Here is a 15,665-nt window from a genome sequence, read left to right as displayed (position 1 = left end):
AATATCATACTAATGAAAAAAGCAAAAATATTTCATTACTTTTTATTACAAAATTAATTCACTTTAGATTTTTTTTCAATAAACGAATGATAGTGTGCTGAGAATCAAAAAATACATCTTATGGGAGTATTCAGGCATACCAATGGAGCATTAACAGTGATATATCTGCTAAATATATTTAAGTAAAAATTTACTATTCAACAATTTTTTTCTAAAATCAATTGATAAAAGTTTTTGAATGGCTTAGCGCAATACCTATAAATTTAATTGGCAATATAATCTTATTAGTAAAGGTAATTTTTACATTCATTGTTAAGGATTGTGAACTAATTCCAGGAATCATAAATTTGCAGTTTCGATTTATATCTTTTTTTAAAAAAATAAAAAATTCAAATAGCCTACAGATTAAGATAGGTTTACTCTACCTTCTTCTTGCGACGGTCAACACAATCTATTTTTCTGTTATGATTTTTGAGAACCAGATGGATCTCATTGTCAATAATTTCTCTTTTCAATCAGATAAGTTACTGAATTCCTTATCTATAGAATTAGAAAATGTTGGGGAAGTAAAAGATAAAAAAGAGCTTTACCGAAATATCAATGCAATTCTGCGTTCGAATGGTGTTGATCAGTTTGCCATTCTCGATTCAAATGGAAATTCAATTTATGTTCATCCAGATGATTTATCCAGCCATTTAATTCTACCTTCAAATCTCAAAGACAGAATTTCAGACTTGAATTCCAAGGTGATCTATATGCGCTCAAGGTATCATTTTGAATTGGACAAGGATAATTTTGTTGTACAATTTTTATTTCCAATTGAGAAAGCAGAGATTCACGAATCGTATTTGTATGCACAATTGAGTGTTAAAATGATTCAAGACCGCCTAATTCTTTTGTACATTCAAATATTTATGGCAATCGGTTGGGGATTGATTTTTCATACTGCTTTCGGTTATTATGTATATCGTAAATTTTTTAAAAGGATGGATATACTTAGTTATGCAAGTCAAATGATGGCGAGCGGAAGACTTGAAACTAGAGTTAGTTGGGATGAATCCAATGTAGATGAATTGGATCGATTGGGAATGAACTTTAATAGAATGGCAGAAAATATTGAAGATTCAGTTAAGAAAATTCTTCAAATCAATCGAGATATCTACAAAGAATTGTCGATAGGCAAGCAGGTTCAGGCTATGACTCTTCCAGTACATTCATTAATTCAAGAGTACTCCCCTGCTATTCACTATAGAGCAATGCGTGAAGTGAATGGAGATATTTATAATTTTTTTCGAATCAATGATAAGACCCAGATCATTTTTATCGCTGATGCAACTGGTCATGGTATCTCAGCTGGACTTGTCACAATCGCAATACAAATGTCTCTGAATGCGATCATTGACAAAACACACGAACCTAAGGACATTATGGATCATTTGTCCAAAATACTACTGGATGTATTTGATTCATACTTTATGGCTTCGGGAGTATGTATTCTTATTGAAGATTATCGTAGGATAACTTTCGTAAATGCGGCTCACAACCCGCCAATTTTGTACAGTAAGAATGAATCTAAACTTTACGATCTTACACCTAATCGAAATCTATTGGGGATGTCAAAATCATCCTTCACAGAAACTACGATTATGTCAGTGAATTCTGGAGACAAACTTCTTTTGTATACTGATGGTTTGATTGAATCGACGGATAAAAACGGAAAGATGTATGGTTCGGAAAGGCTTCAGGAAATTTTTATGAATAATATTGCAAGTTCAAATGAAGAGATTTCTAATCTTATACAGAAAGATTATAACGAATTTATAAATGTTCAGACCGATGATGTAACATTTATCATTTTGGAGATTCCAGCCAATGTCCAATAGGCAAATTATCATTGGATCTATAATTGTAGTTTTATTATTTCTCATGATTTCGAAGTCAATTATTAGCATAAAGTTGTTCGAGATGAGAACAGAACTTACCCATTCTCAAATGATGAACTATGAATTTTCTTCTCAGGCACTCAGAAAAAGATACAAGGAACTACTGTTTGATTCAGATAATTTCGACAATGAGATTCGAAATACTATCCTAGACTCATTGATTCTAAACGAAGAGTTTACCGATAGTTCTACATTTTTGAATAGAACAGAATGGATTGGTATGGGTTTGGTAAATATAATTCGATTTCTTTCTTTCAAAAAATTTTTAGATATTGAGGTGGATAGATGGCTGATTATGCATTTGCAATATGCATTTCAATTAGAGAAAGATCAAAAATTTAAATCGGCAGCAAAGCACTATGATATACTTGAGAAAGAATCTATTAAATTAAGGAAAGATGATCAATCATTTATCTTGCTTCATAATGCATACTGTTATGCGATGATGGGTCGACTCACGAAGGCTATGGAGAAATTAGAATATATTTTGGAAAATAATCCAGGAACTCATTTTTCCGATAATGCCTTGATTCTAAATAGTATCCTTAAAGAGAAGCATCTGGAATCTTATCGAATCAACTCGAAGTTGCTTAATCACGAGGAAAAAGTAAAATCTCTTTATGAATCTGGACTCTACTCTCAAGTATTAGAAGAATTAAAAAATAGAAACGATTTGAATGATGAGGAAGCCTTCATGCAAGCTCGTTCATTCGAAAAAACTGGCGAAGACCATGAGGCGATCAAGGCTTACTTAAAACTTATAGAAAGAACTGATAATTTGCCAATAGCGAAGAAGTCCAACAGGAGATTGCTTATTATGGGCAATTTCTATTCTGGCGGAAGAACATTAACTAGAATAGCCGAATCAGTCGCTATTAAATTATCTGATGAGAGAATGGTAAACAATATTAAGAGTTGTGTGGCATTGAAGAAAGAGTCTTTACTTTTGAATAATCTTAATTACTTACGAATCAACAATTCCATCACAAAAGAAAATGCCGAAAATATCATTCAATCGATTGAAAATCTGCAAAGTTCGATTTCTCAAGAAAACGAGAGCTTCTTGTTACCGAATGTAAATAAAAAGAAATTTATCAAAAGTTCTACTAAACCGCTACTCCTAAACACTAATAGGAATGGAGCCGAGCAAGTTTTATTTCAGATTCTGCTGATAGATCAAAGAAGCTACAATGGCTATTCTTTGGTTCGAGAATTGGATAATTTTAAAATACTAACAACGAAGTATCCGATTGTATTTCCTATAGATCTACTTGAGTCTATAGAATTGCAAAAAGTGAATTTTGATAAAAATAGAATTATTGAAATCACAACCATTTCCAATCAAAAATTTGCTGCTAAATCGATTAAATTCTTCAGTGGAATTGCAAAGTTTAACCAAAACGGAACTGAGCAGAAATTAGATCAGGAATCAATCCAATCAATTAGAATAAAATGAAAAACTATAGTTTCAAGAATTTACAGGATTGTGTTGATTCATTTCTAGTTATTAGTTTATCAGTTTTTATTTTTGTTTTCCCTAAAAGTATTTATTCAGATAGAATTGCTTTTAAGTCGGGTGCTACTATTGAAGGTGAGATTATCGAAAAAAATGACAATTATCTTATCATTAATGTAAAAAGTGAATTAGATAATTATAATATCGATAATAATGATTATTCAATTGACGATGTAAATTCGGATGGGGAAGGGAACAATTTTGGAAAATATTTAAGAATAGAATCTGAAAAAATATCTTCTGTCCAACTTGCTTTCCGGGGATATTCATTATGTTATAAATCTTGGTCTTCCATAGAAACAAAATGTGGTTACATATTGATTCGATGGAGTAAAGATAGAATTGTTATTGCTTCTCAATTAGACCCATATAAGTCGATTAGCCTAAGCTTAGAAGCTTTGCATTTTATAGAAATTGAAGTAGATAAAAAGCATCCAATGAAAAATTGCATTTCTGAAGGTATTAAGTTGGAAGTTTTAATGAGATCAGGTCAGAAGATTCAAGGAGAATTGATTCAAATTTATGAAGATAAGATCCTAATTGAAATAACAGAAAACCTCGAAAGAGAAATTGGCATCAGTGAAATGAAAAGTTTGATATACACAAACAAGAGTAATACGGGTATATCAATGAGTAATCATGCAGTTGATAGTCATGATTCCAGTACAGATATTTATGATTATCTGCTGCCTGGCTTGAACCAATTCAAAAATCGAGATTCATGGGATCGATATACGTATTTAGGAATACTGTCCCTAACCATTGCAGGTATTGTTTTAGAGTATTCTAGCTCACGCATTGAGCTAAAAAAACAGCAATCTAACATAATACCTGTTCGTGTAGGTGATAATTTTATTCTGTTAGATTATTCGGACTACTCGAAATTTGAAGAACATAAACGAAAAAGTAATTTATTATTTTTAGGACTTGCCACAATCTACGTTTTTAATTTTCACTATGTTTATAATTATAAATATGATGCAAATTTACAATTTGGTTTTGGTTTTCATTTGAATCCTTCAAGTTCAGGATTTTTACGAACCTTGAATGATTTTAATACTTATGAACTGTTTTTAACAATAAGGTTTTAGAGGTCTGTATGCAGCTTGAAAAAGACTTAAAAGAGCGGATTCAATCGGGTGAAATAATACATTTTTCTATCCAAGATATTGGAAGCATGAATTCTATAATTGAGAAATTATCTATCAATTTGAGCGATGTTCCTATTTTCTCGTTATTGAAAACAGCGATCATTGAATTTGTACTCAATGCATTCAAAGCTTCCCAGAAAAGAAGATTTTTTATCGATCATGGTTATAGCATTATCAATGACTATAAAGCGGGACTTGAGGCCTTTCGACGAGCAATTAATGATGGAAAGATCAAAGGGAATATTTTAGACAAAAACATCAAACCAGTTCATATGATATTGAAGCGAGAGAATGAATTTTTCAAATTAACTGTAAGTAACGCAGTTACGATGACAGAAGAAGAATTTCGTATTGTACAAAAAATATTTCTGCAAGGCAGAGAAATTTCTGGTATTGAAGATCATTTAAGCGGAAATAATGAAGCAGAAGGGGCTGGTCTTGGTTTGCTGTTGATCTTTTCCATGCTTAAGAATGCAAATTTGCCACCTTCTTATATTCTTTTTGACACAGATAGAGATGAAACTAAATTCGAATTGTTGATACCTTTGGCCTGTTTTACCAGCTGATATGAGATTTCGCACTAGAGCTCTCTTTGTATAATCACAAAATATTCATATACAGTTATTTTAAAACTTGATGGTATAAAGAGATTGATTTGAATCAGTCTCATGCAAAATATTTCTGTCACTCCCGGCGTATCAGTCGTTATCAGGGAAGAAAGTACAATTCTATTTGGTTGTCCGCCTGAAGTAATTAAACATCTTATCAACAAAGGAATTCCGAGTCCTGATATCATTGTTCTTCCGGATACGCCATATCGATTCGATGTTTTGCAAAATTGTACGGAATTCCCGCTTTATTCATTTTTGTTTGTTGATGGTAATTTTTTTAAAGGCAAGAAATTAACTATCATCGGAACACCGCTTCATCTCAAAGCCAATCGTAAGCTACTTCGTCTGACTTTGCTTGGTCCAACCCCGAAAGAATATCGAGATCTAGGTGATAATCCCTGGTTTGAAGAATTGCACAGAGAATCCAGAGCAATGGCAATCAAAGATAAAAATGGAAAAGAACTTACTATCGATGATTTCATTGATTTTGTACCTTTTGAAAAAGGAAAAGCGAGACTCTCCAATGGCATCGTGATTGAACATATTGGGACTGATCGATTCTCTATTGATAACGAGAAGATAGACATTAGTTTTAATGAACCACAGGAACCTCCTTACGATCTTCGCAATGAATTCGTTAGTATGACTCCCATTCATTTCGGTACCACAGTTCTCGGTGGAGCTTCAGGATTTATTGCAGATAAACCTTGTTCATCTATACTTTTGCACTACAATGCTGAGCATATGCTAGTCGATTGTCCGCCTTATCTTAAGCAGGCTCTTAATGCACGAGGTTTGTCAAATACGGAAATTCGTTCCCTCTATTTAACACATATCCATGATGATCATTGCAATATTTTTCCTCTTCTGAGACTCTCGAATAAGATCAAGCTCCTCTCAACCAAAGAAATATTTTGGATGGCGATGATGAAGCTTTCATTGCAGACATTGATGCCAATAGAAGACATATCCGAAATGTTTGACTTTGTTGAAGTAAAGCCTTATGGGATTACGGAATTTTATGGTCTCTCGATTGAGACTCATTATACAGTGCATTCGATTCCAACCATCGGTGCGACTTTTAGAATGTCTGAGCGAGGTAAATCTCATAGCATAGTTTTTATCGGAGATAATAAATCTTTTCCAGATATCAATGATATGGTGAACAAAGGAATTGTTCGGAAAGAAAAATTTGATATCTTGCGTTCAAAGTATACGGATCAATTCGATTTACTTTTTGCTGATGGAGGAAAAGGAATACTCCATGGTGATCCAAGAGATGCACTTGGATCAAAAGCTGATCGAATTGTATTTATGCATTTGGAAAAATTGCCACCAGAGTTTGATGCGACTTTCTCCCATGCAGTTGCGGGTAAACGATATACCATAATTCCTGCAAATCAAGATTCATATCTGATAAAAACCATGCAGATTCTCAATGATTCTTTTCCTAAGATGTCTCATCATTGGGGATCGGCTCTAATGAATAATTTTCATATAGTTACAGCGAACTCAGGAGATGTTGTTTTTAAACAAAATGAAATATCCAACGGTCAAATTTATATCCTACTTGCTGGAAGCTGTAGTGTCATGTATCACGATGGCGAAAAGTTAACTGAACGCGCGCGAAAAGAGGCAGGAGACTTTGTTGGCGAAATGGCTGTGTTAGACGAGAATAAAGTCAGGTCAGCTTCGATTGTTGCTTCAACTCCAGTTGTTTTATGTGCAATTGATGAGAAATTATTTCATGAATTTATTATTTCAGAGAATCGAACGGAAGAAATGCGCCATCTTTGGAAAGCAAGATCAGAAATAGAAAAATTTCTTCCGTTTAGTGAATTCCATGACAATGTAAATGATAGAATAGCGAGACATTCGAAAAGATTGTTTATACCTGCCGGAGAAACAGTAGTCGCCCAGGGAAGCAAAGATCAAGATTTTTATATAGTTATCTCTGGTGAATTCAGTGTTCGGCATAATGATATAAAAGTAAAAGAATTGAGAACAGGTGATATGTTTGGAGAGTATGCTTCAATCGACGATGCTGTTCGAAATGCAACAGTTACCTCAACACAGACTAGCACTGTCCTTAAGATTGGTAAAGATGATATAAGAAAAATTGTTGAATCAGCTCCGATCTTCCATTTTAGTATTCGAGAAATCATGATTCGCCGCAGTCGTGAATTGAAGAAACTTGCTAAGATGAAAGCCAATGGCTCCGATTGAGGTAGAATCTATTTTAAAATAAAAAACTTGAATGATTGCAATTGGATGTTGAGGAATAAATTATTTTACATCCAGTTTTGGAAATATCTTATCATTATTTAGAAGATCCATTCCAAGATTGAAGAAGGCTCGCGCTTTAGTTTTATGGATTTCGCATTCAACTGGATTGATTTTGCAAATCGGTGAATCGATATGTGGAGGAAGCACTGTGAATTGGAGATTCTGAGGACCATCTGAGAATTGATAATAAAACAAATTGTTCTCAATCCATCCAAAAGTATTTCCATAAGCGAAATATGCGGAATCAACCTTAGAAGTCGGATTCAGAAGGTCCCTACCCATAGCTGAGAAATACACAGACTTCCCAACTAGTCCAAGAATTGTTGGAATCAAATCAAGCTGTCCCGCAATCCGATCATCTATTTTTGGTTTGACGAGCTGTGGTGCATAGATTAAGCAAGGGACATTCCTATCTTCATAATAATTTAAATATCGATGATGCGTATGGTCTCCTACGAATACAAAGATTGTATTGTCGAATGTTGGTAATTTGCGCATCCGCTCCATAAAATGATGAATCGCCCAATCTCCATAGTGATAAGTATTTAGATAGTCAAAGTCTTGATAATCATTGCTGAATATCTCAAATTTCTTATCGGGAACTTTATAGGGGTAGTGCGTTGACATTGTTAAAGCAACAGCTAAGAAAGGTTGCCCAGATTTAGTGCTTTTGATTTCATTCTCTAGAACTTCCAATAGATCCTGATCGTCATAGCCCCATGCTCCAATTTTGTAACGGCCAGTGCTTGCCATAAATTCTTTGCCCAACACGGTTTCGAATCCCCATCTCGGCATTATGCTTTTTACATTATCAAATGATAGATCATCTCCTGTAACAAACATAGTTTTATAACCTAAGGTTTTGGTAATATTCCCTATGGAAGAAAAATTCGATAGTATCTGATGCGTTCTAACAGCTGTTAATCCAGGACGATCAGGAATTCCCGTAAGAACGGATAGCATACCATTCGTAGTTCGTCCACCTGTAGCAAAGAATCTTTTGAAAAAATGTCCTTCCCGAACTAATTTATTAAAATATGGAGTGAGTTCTTTCCCATTCACGATTCCGTCTGAGATTGGATTAATAAATTTGCCAGTCCAACTTTCTAACATAATGATTACCACATTCGGTGGTGCATTTGGATTGGTTTCTTTAGTTTTTCGAAGAATCGGATATGATGGAAGATTTACCCAATCGGCGCCGTTGTATTCAATTTCTTTGCGTACTATGAGCGCAGCTTGGTCGGTATTCATTTTGAGGCTTGCTGGAATTTTTTGACTCTTTATATCCATAATGGATGTGAATACACCATTGAGGGCAATATTGTTGATTAGGTTATCATCTCCAACTATTGAGTCGCTTGAACGAAGCGGACTGTCTTGGACACCGCCGCGAATGAGTATGACCGCTATTGCTATGACAACTGCTATTTGTAATATAGTTTTATACCAAGACTCAAAATGGTATTCGCTTCGCCATTTCTTTCTATACAATTTCAATGAAATGGTGAGATAGGACAGTGTGAAAAAGGCAGCCACAGAAAAAATTATGGGATCATTAATCAATAATGAGAATATTATAAATAGTAGATCTGGACCAATAAATACAAATGCTTCATAACCAATATGTTTATTAGCATTTTCAAAATATATAATATCTCCTATTAGATGTCCAATGATCCAAGCAAACAATGGGATCGGTAAATACGACCAGATAAATTGATAGAATTGAAATCTATTGAGAGGTTGTAGAGTTGATAGAAGCCAGAATATTCCTTGGGTCATAGCAAGGACTGAGAGATCAAATCGGATTCCAATGATGAAGGCTTGAACAAGTTCCCAATAGTTAAGAGATTCAATACGATACGAGTAGTTGAAATAAAAAATAAATCGAAATAATGAAAATACTATTAGAAAAAAACATGAAAAAACTAAAAAATACTTTAATCGATGATTCATATATCTGCTTCTTTACTTTTTCTTGAGATTCACACAATCAGTCAATTCTTTGTTTGACATATATTTTCTATGAGGTCTCATGGAAGCGAAATGTGGAGATATGTTTTATTTATATTGCTCGCTACTCCGATTTTTTCGGAAAATATTCTTGACCATGTAAAGACGGATTCTCCTAGAGAGTCAATCCAATCATTCATGGAAGCAATGGACGATTATCGAATCGGTGTTCTTACGAAAGATTCCCAAAAGCAATTGAGAATTGATGATGCAGTTAGAACTTTAAATTTAAGCGACGTTCCTCTTATTCTACGAAAAGAAAAAGGGCAGGAGACTGCAATTCTTCTAAAGGAAGTATTTGACAGACTATTTGTTTTGGATTATGAAAAATATCCTGATACATCTGAAATCGATGGCAAACGAATTCAAAGGTGGCGAATAGAGAATACTGAAATCACGCTCGTTCGGATCAACGAAGGCGAAAGAGAAGGGGAGTATCTTTTTTCTAAGGAAACCATTGATATGACAATGGAATTCTATGATAAAGTAAAACACCTTCCATACATAAATCCCAAGACAGGGGGAGCATTGTATCAAGAGCCATGGATAGAAAATTATATCTGGCCTTGGATGAGAAAGAAATATCTAAACATTTTTATCTGGCAATGGATAGGTCTATCTATTTCTATCCTACTTGGTCTTACGCTGCGAACCATTGCAAAATTTCTATTAGAAAAATTATTTGTAATTCTCAAGAATCGAAAAACCTATTGGGATCATCGCATTGTAGAAGAAATAAAAAGCCCTTTCACATTACTCCTTGCGACTTTAGTTTGGTATCTTTCATTGCGTATCCTAAGGTTTCATGGAGATGTATTGGGATTCTTTCATTCAATGCTCAAATTAACATTGAGCATAGGTGTAGTCTGGATAATTTACGGACTTATGGAAGTCATTTCGGACTATCTAAAATCTCTGGCAGCAAAAACTGCATCAACATTGGATGATCAATTGGTACCCCTAATCTCTAAATCACTCAAAGTACTTGTTGTGATTTTTGGAACTTTAGTTGCAATCCAGAACCTTGGTGTAAACGTCATGGGAGTGTTAGCTGGATTGGGAATTGGAGGTTTGGCTTTTGCTTTGGCGGCAAAAGACGGAGTTGCTAATTTTTTTGGTTCACTAATGATTTTATTTGATAAACCTTTTCAAGTCGGCGATTGGATTGTTGTGAATGGATCCGAAGGCGTAGTCGAGGAAGTAGGATTCAGATCTACTCGTATTCGAACATTTTACAATTCCGTTGTATCTATCCCAAATGCAGAAATGATGAATGCAAAAATTGACAATATGGGAAGAAGGCAGTATCGTAGGCTTTTCACCAAATTGGGATTAACTTATGATACTCCTCCAGCAAAAATCCAAGAATTTGTTGATGGTATTAAAACGATAATTGGGAATAATCCAACCACATGGAAAGAGAATGTTCATGTGTATTTCAATGACTTCGGTGCTGACAGTTTAGTCATCATGGTTTATTTTTTCTTCGAAGTCTCAATTTGGAAAGAAGAGCTTCAAAATAGAGAAGATATATTGATGAAGATAAAAATATTGGCAAGTGAAATTGGAGTCGAATTTGCTTTTCCTACGCAGACTCTGCATATCGAATCGATTCCAGATTCTTGGAAAAAAATTGATTGATATTTTTAAGTTAGGATAATAAAAATTGTAAAACAAAGATTTCTGGAATTAAACAGATCTAAGTACTAATAAAAATGAATTAATGGAGTTGATGAACTAAAATGAGAAATTTGGAATATATGAATAAAATAGTTATTACGAGCTTAATGTTAGCTTTACTTGTTATATGCAAACCTTCTGAGTCTTTACCAGAACAGATACAAGGTGTTCGTTATGCTTCGTATACGCAATGGATTTATAAAACTCCAGGAACAACGAAAAAAGAAGATCAAGTTGCCTTGGTCTATGGATTCGAAGAGGTTACAGCTCTAGGTGCTGAGACTATTGAAGTAGAAGAAGGAAAAACGAAAAAATCAGTAGATTACTTAAAAGTGAAAACCGTTGATCAAAAAGAAGGTTATGCAGCAGCGTCAGGATTCGCAGAAGGAATTTTCTTTGTATCAGCGCCAGGTTTGGATGCATTTCTAAAACCAACTTTTACTGCAGGAACCAAAGGCAAAGTGTCCCGAGGGTCTTATTGCTTAATGAAAGAAACAATCGGTGAGTTCTCCAAAGTTGATTGTAAAGAAACCATTTTACAACCTGATTCATTGAAATTGGAAGATTTATACAATGTATGGATCACTGCATCTCCTGAATATGTGAATAACGATCCTCTGTTAGGTGAGACAACAAAATTGTTAAGACAGGCATCCACAGATTATATTAAGTTGAAAGACATAGCTCCCGAAGAGGCTGAAAAGTTAAAAAAGAGTATACTAGCAAGTCTCGAAAAAGCTGAAGAAAAAGAAGATTTGTTTTTTGATGACGTTCGAGCACTCAAGCAAAGATTTGAAGCTAGTATGTACTGGAACCAAAACCAAAATCAATAAAATCAATCGTAGATTATCATTAGAAATAATCTATATTTTGCAATCCTCGACTAACAATAAGTCGAGGATCTGCTATTCTTGAATCAAGACAATCCATTGTGCTCGTAAGAAAGATTCATTTTCTATTGCAGAAATGGAATCTATGACTTTAAGATCCAATACATATCTTTTATCTTCTCTGATTCTATCAATCCAATTGAGCACAGTACCATCTTTACGGATGGCGGTTATTCCCAGCTGATTTATTTTTGCTGAATAAAACCTAAGCGGCCTTGCTTGCCAATAGTTTGCAGTAATTTTATAGTCAGGATAGAAATCAATTGTTTCTTCGAGAATGGTTTGTGATTTTATTGGTTTTTTGAAGTCCACATATTCCTTGCTAGATAATAAATAATTGATAAATACAGAATAAAACAATAAACCGAACCATAAAATGGATAGAATTTTCCATCGAAAGACATTTAATAAAAGGATAAATGGAAGAAAAGTAAAAATCGGAAGATATCGAAGTGGTAGAAATAAGCTAAAACAAGAATAGATCAGAGCCACGCACAGGTTAATGATACCGATCATTTTGAAATCAAGCAAAATTGATGAGTTCTGAATCCGATATTTTTCTAAACCAAATTTTGTTAATCGAATTCCAATCGAAGAATTGGTTCGTTTTTTCTGAAGCGAGTATGAATAAAGATAACAAAAAAATATAAAAATATTCCAACCGATATTTTGAAAGAATTGATATTTCCACAACATTATAGTTCTCAGCCATCGCGAATCACTTGAAGTTAGAGAATCAATGGAAATTGAATCCCAAAATTTTGCATAATCGATATCTGAAAGAAATTTAAGATAATACTGTTGTCCAAGATGTATCCAACCAATCCATTGAAGGCAATGGATGAATAATATTCCCAATACACTCATGGATGTAAACGCGATGATCAATTTTCTTTTGAGTGGATATTGAAATACTGCAAAAAAATAAAAAACAATGAGAACGGATGGAACGAAGCTGTCAGAAATCGCTGCCAGAAAATTACAGATCAGTCCAATTGACCAATAATTTCTGAGAAAGCAATAGTAGATCACACAGAATAGTAGAAGAGAACCAGAGTGATTTGTTAATAAAGTTAGATCCAGAAATCGATCTGTGATTAGATTTATAATATTTAAAATTGCAAAGACGAGAAACATTTTTGAAAGTAAAACTTCATTAAATCTATTGATTTTCTTTTTTTGAATATTTTGTTCGAAAATCTTGATGAGCATCCAGACTAGCAATATTTGGTGAATGAAGATTGTAAAAATGAAATGAATATCCGTTCGAAATGTCCAAGAAAAGCATACTTCCAATAATTTGAGAAGAAAAAATGCAATAAAAGAGATGAATAGATCTGGAATCAAATAAATAGCAGGTGGGAAAGTCCAATTAGAGAGTTGCCCACCCTCATAGAGAAAGAGTAAAAAATCATAAGAATACAAAAGGTCTGCATTGCCCAAAACCAACTGCCATCTTTCGACTCTATATAAGCTATGAGCAAAACCAAGAAATGAAAATAAATACAATAAGATCGAAAAAGGAATTCTTAGAAAACCTTTTGACAAAAAATTTCCAATCTTTCTCATAGATCATACTAACCTTATGCCTAAAATAACTAAACTATTAATTGCGAATCGAGGCGAGATAAGCTTAAGAATTCAGAGAACTTGCAACAGGCTCGGAATTGCAACTGTAGCTGTTTATTCGAATGCTGATCAATCATCTCCATTTGTTGAATCAGCTGACGAATCTTTTCTTTTGGGTGAATCCGAACCTCATTTATCCTATTTGAATCAAGAAAAGATAATAGAAATCTGCAAAAAATCTGGAGCTACGGCAGTTCATCCAGGATATGGATTTTTGTCGGAGAACGCTAGTTTTGCGAAGAAATTGAGCGAGAATGGGATAATATTTTTGGGGCCTAGCCCAGAATCGATAGATTTGATGGGTGATAAAATAAGATCTCGAGAGGTTATGGCTAAGGCGGGAGTTCCTGTTGTACCAGGCTTTTCTTCGGATTCGATTGATGTTCAAGTCTATTTAGTGGAAGCGAAGAAAATTGGCTTCCCAATAATGATTAAGGCTACAGCAGGTGGCGGTGGTAAGGGTATGCGCATGGTTGAGAAAGAAGAAGATTTTCAACCTGCATTTGAATCTGCCGTCAGAGAAGCTGAGAAAGCTTTCGGCAATGGCATAGTATTTATCGAGAAATATATTTCTAATCCAAGGCATGTTGAATTCCAGATATTTGGAGATAGGTTCGGACATGTTGTACATTTTCATGAAAGAGATTGTTCGATCCAAAGGCGACATCAAAAGGTTGTAGAAGAAACACCTGCTCCTAATTATCCAAAAGATTTAAAGGATGCAATGGCAGAAACTGCGATTTTGGCTGGATCATCCATCGGATATATGGGTGCCGGGACAGTAGAATTTATATTAGGTGATAAGGGTGAATTCTATTTCCTTGAAATGAATACAAGGCTTCAAGTAGAGCATCCTGTTACAGAAATGGTCACAGGACTCGATCTAGTTGAATTGCAAATAAGAATTGCTGAAGGTGAATCAATTCCAGAGCCATTACTTGAGCAAGGATCAGTTCCGCAAAACGGACATTCAATGGAAGTTAGAATCTATGCCGAAGATCCACAGAATGGGTTTCTGCCGTCGATTGGTAAGATTGAATGGATGAAAGTTCCAATGAAAGCGGGAATTCGTTTTGATACTGGAGTTACATCAGGTTCCGATGTATCAATTTTTTATGATCCAATGATAGGTAAGCTAATAGCGCATGCAGATACTAGAGAGAAGTGTAGATTGAAATTATTGAATGCTCTAGAGTCGCTCGTGATTTTTGGTCCAGTAACAAATATTGGTTTTTTGATTAATATATTGAATGAAGAGGATTTTATTATAGGGAAAGTATCTACTCATTTTTTGAACGGTAAAGATTCGTTGGTGAATACTGATGAATCGTCACGAATGCGGGCGATTGGAGTTATGGCAGATTTAATGAGTGAGTCAATCAAGTCCAATTCAGTATGGGAGGCTGTTTCACATGCGCTTCAAGTTTGACAACAAAGAAGATTTTTATACTGTCTATCCGATCAATTCAACTCAAATAAGAGTGCGTAATCCAAAAGGAATCATTTCAGATTATTATTTAAATGAAATATGTGAAAAAGATTATATACTTCCAGGTCCAATTGTTGAATTCGAAGACGAGGCAGGAACAAAAGGGTACTTCCTTCGAAAAAAGGACAAAATGTATCTTCATCATCAAGGAAAAACATTTATCGCGAAGATTGAGGATGTCACTCTTGGAGATTCAGAACTCATCTCCAATGAGATACGAAGTCCAATGCCTGGTAAATTGATCAAATTGTTCAAAAAAGCCGGTGATAGTTTTCTGAAATCGGATGTCTTGGGCATTCTAGAAGCTATGAAAATGGAAAATCAGCTAAAAGCTGGCTTCGATGGCAAGATCCTTAATGTTCTAAAAAAGGAAGGCGATTTGGTCGGACAAGACGAGATTATCATCTTGTTGGAACCTTTGACATAGTATTGAAATTTTTTTTTTAAAAATTGA

The 15,665-nt window shown here is 34.3% G+C and carries 11 protein-coding genes; 9 read left to right on the top strand and 2 right to left on the bottom strand.

Annotated features, from left to right (window positions below):
- Positions 1 to 347 precede the first annotated feature (347 nt).
- The 5 genes from O4O04_RS17350 (at position 348) to O4O04_RS17330 (ending at position 7,447) form a co-directional block, all read left to right on the top strand.
- The gene (locus tag O4O04_RS17350) at positions 348 to 1,883 is read left to right on the top strand and encodes a SpoIIE family protein phosphatase (protein WP_272533042.1); all 1,536 of its coding nucleotides are present in this window, start codon (positions 348 to 350) and stop codon (positions 1,881 to 1,883) included.
- Positions 1,873 to 3,399 (top strand): tetratricopeptide repeat protein, encoded by a 1,527-nt coding sequence (locus tag O4O04_RS17345; RefSeq protein WP_272533041.1) that lies wholly within the window; start codon positions 1,873 to 1,875, stop codon positions 3,397 to 3,399. Before O4O04_RS17350 ends, O4O04_RS17345 begins: the two co-directional genes overlap by 11 nt.
- Positions 3,396 to 4,550 (top strand): LSm family protein, encoded by a 1,155-nt coding sequence (locus O4O04_RS17340; protein ID WP_272533040.1) that lies wholly within the window; start codon positions 3,396 to 3,398, stop codon positions 4,548 to 4,550. The genes O4O04_RS17345 and O4O04_RS17340 overlap by 4 nt, the downstream gene beginning before the upstream one ends.
- Before the next feature lie 8 nt (positions 4,551 to 4,558).
- Positions 4,559 to 5,176 carry a hypothetical protein gene (locus O4O04_RS17335; RefSeq protein ID WP_272533039.1) on the top strand — a complete coding sequence of 206 codons (618 nt, stop codon included), beginning with the start codon at positions 4,559 to 4,561 and terminating at the stop codon, positions 5,174 to 5,176.
- Positions 5,177 to 5,278: 102 nt separating this feature from the next.
- Positions 5,279 to 7,447 (top strand): cyclic nucleotide-binding domain-containing protein, encoded by a 2,169-nt coding sequence (locus tag O4O04_RS17330; protein ID WP_272533038.1) that lies wholly within the window; start codon positions 5,279 to 5,281, stop codon positions 7,445 to 7,447.
- Between the two features lie 60 nt (positions 7,448 to 7,507).
- Here the strand turns inward: O4O04_RS17330 and O4O04_RS17325 are convergent, their stop codons facing one another.
- On the bottom strand, positions 7,508 to 9,466 hold the full coding sequence (locus O4O04_RS17325; protein WP_272533037.1) for an LTA synthase family protein: 1,959 nt from the start codon (positions 9,464 to 9,466) through the stop codon (positions 7,508 to 7,510).
- Positions 9,467 to 9,556: 90 nt separating this feature from the next.
- On the opposite strand from O4O04_RS17325, the gene O4O04_RS17320 reads away from it, so the two are divergent.
- Positions 9,557 to 11,164 (top strand): mechanosensitive ion channel family protein, encoded by a 1,608-nt coding sequence (locus tag O4O04_RS17320; RefSeq protein ID WP_272533036.1) that lies wholly within the window; start codon positions 9,557 to 9,559, stop codon positions 11,162 to 11,164.
- 119 nt (positions 11,165 to 11,283) lie between these two features.
- Positions 11,284 to 12,036 carry a lipoprotein LenA gene (gene lenA / locus O4O04_RS17315; RefSeq protein ID WP_272533035.1) on the top strand — a complete coding sequence of 251 codons (753 nt, stop codon included), beginning with the start codon at positions 11,284 to 11,286 and terminating at the stop codon, positions 12,034 to 12,036.
- A gap of 72 nt (positions 12,037 to 12,108) precedes the next feature.
- Here lenA and O4O04_RS17310 read toward each other — a convergent pair whose 3' ends face one another.
- Positions 12,109 to 13,641 carry a hypothetical protein gene (locus O4O04_RS17310; protein ID WP_272533033.1) on the bottom strand — a complete coding sequence of 511 codons (1,533 nt, stop codon included), beginning with the start codon at positions 13,639 to 13,641 and terminating at the stop codon, positions 12,109 to 12,111.
- 37 nt (positions 13,642 to 13,678) lie between these two features.
- Here O4O04_RS17310 and O4O04_RS17305 point away from each other — a divergent pair, with 37 nt between their 5' ends.
- Positions 13,679 to 15,151 carry an acetyl-CoA carboxylase biotin carboxylase subunit gene (locus tag O4O04_RS17305; protein WP_272533031.1) on the top strand — a complete coding sequence of 491 codons (1,473 nt, stop codon included), beginning with the start codon at positions 13,679 to 13,681 and terminating at the stop codon, positions 15,149 to 15,151.
- On the top strand, positions 15,135 to 15,638 hold the full coding sequence (locus O4O04_RS17300) for an acyl-CoA carboxylase biotin carboxyl carrier protein subunit (RefSeq protein ID WP_272533029.1): 504 nt from the start codon (positions 15,135 to 15,137) through the stop codon (positions 15,636 to 15,638). The genes O4O04_RS17305 and O4O04_RS17300 overlap by 17 nt, the downstream gene beginning before the upstream one ends.
- The last annotated feature ends 27 nt before the right edge of the window (positions 15,639 to 15,665 follow it).

Source organism: Leptospira sp. GIMC2001, from assembly GCF_028462125.1.
Taxonomy (GTDB): domain Bacteria; phylum Spirochaetota; class Leptospiria; order Leptospirales; family Leptospiraceae.
This window is presented reverse-complemented; position numbering and strand designations above follow the sequence as displayed.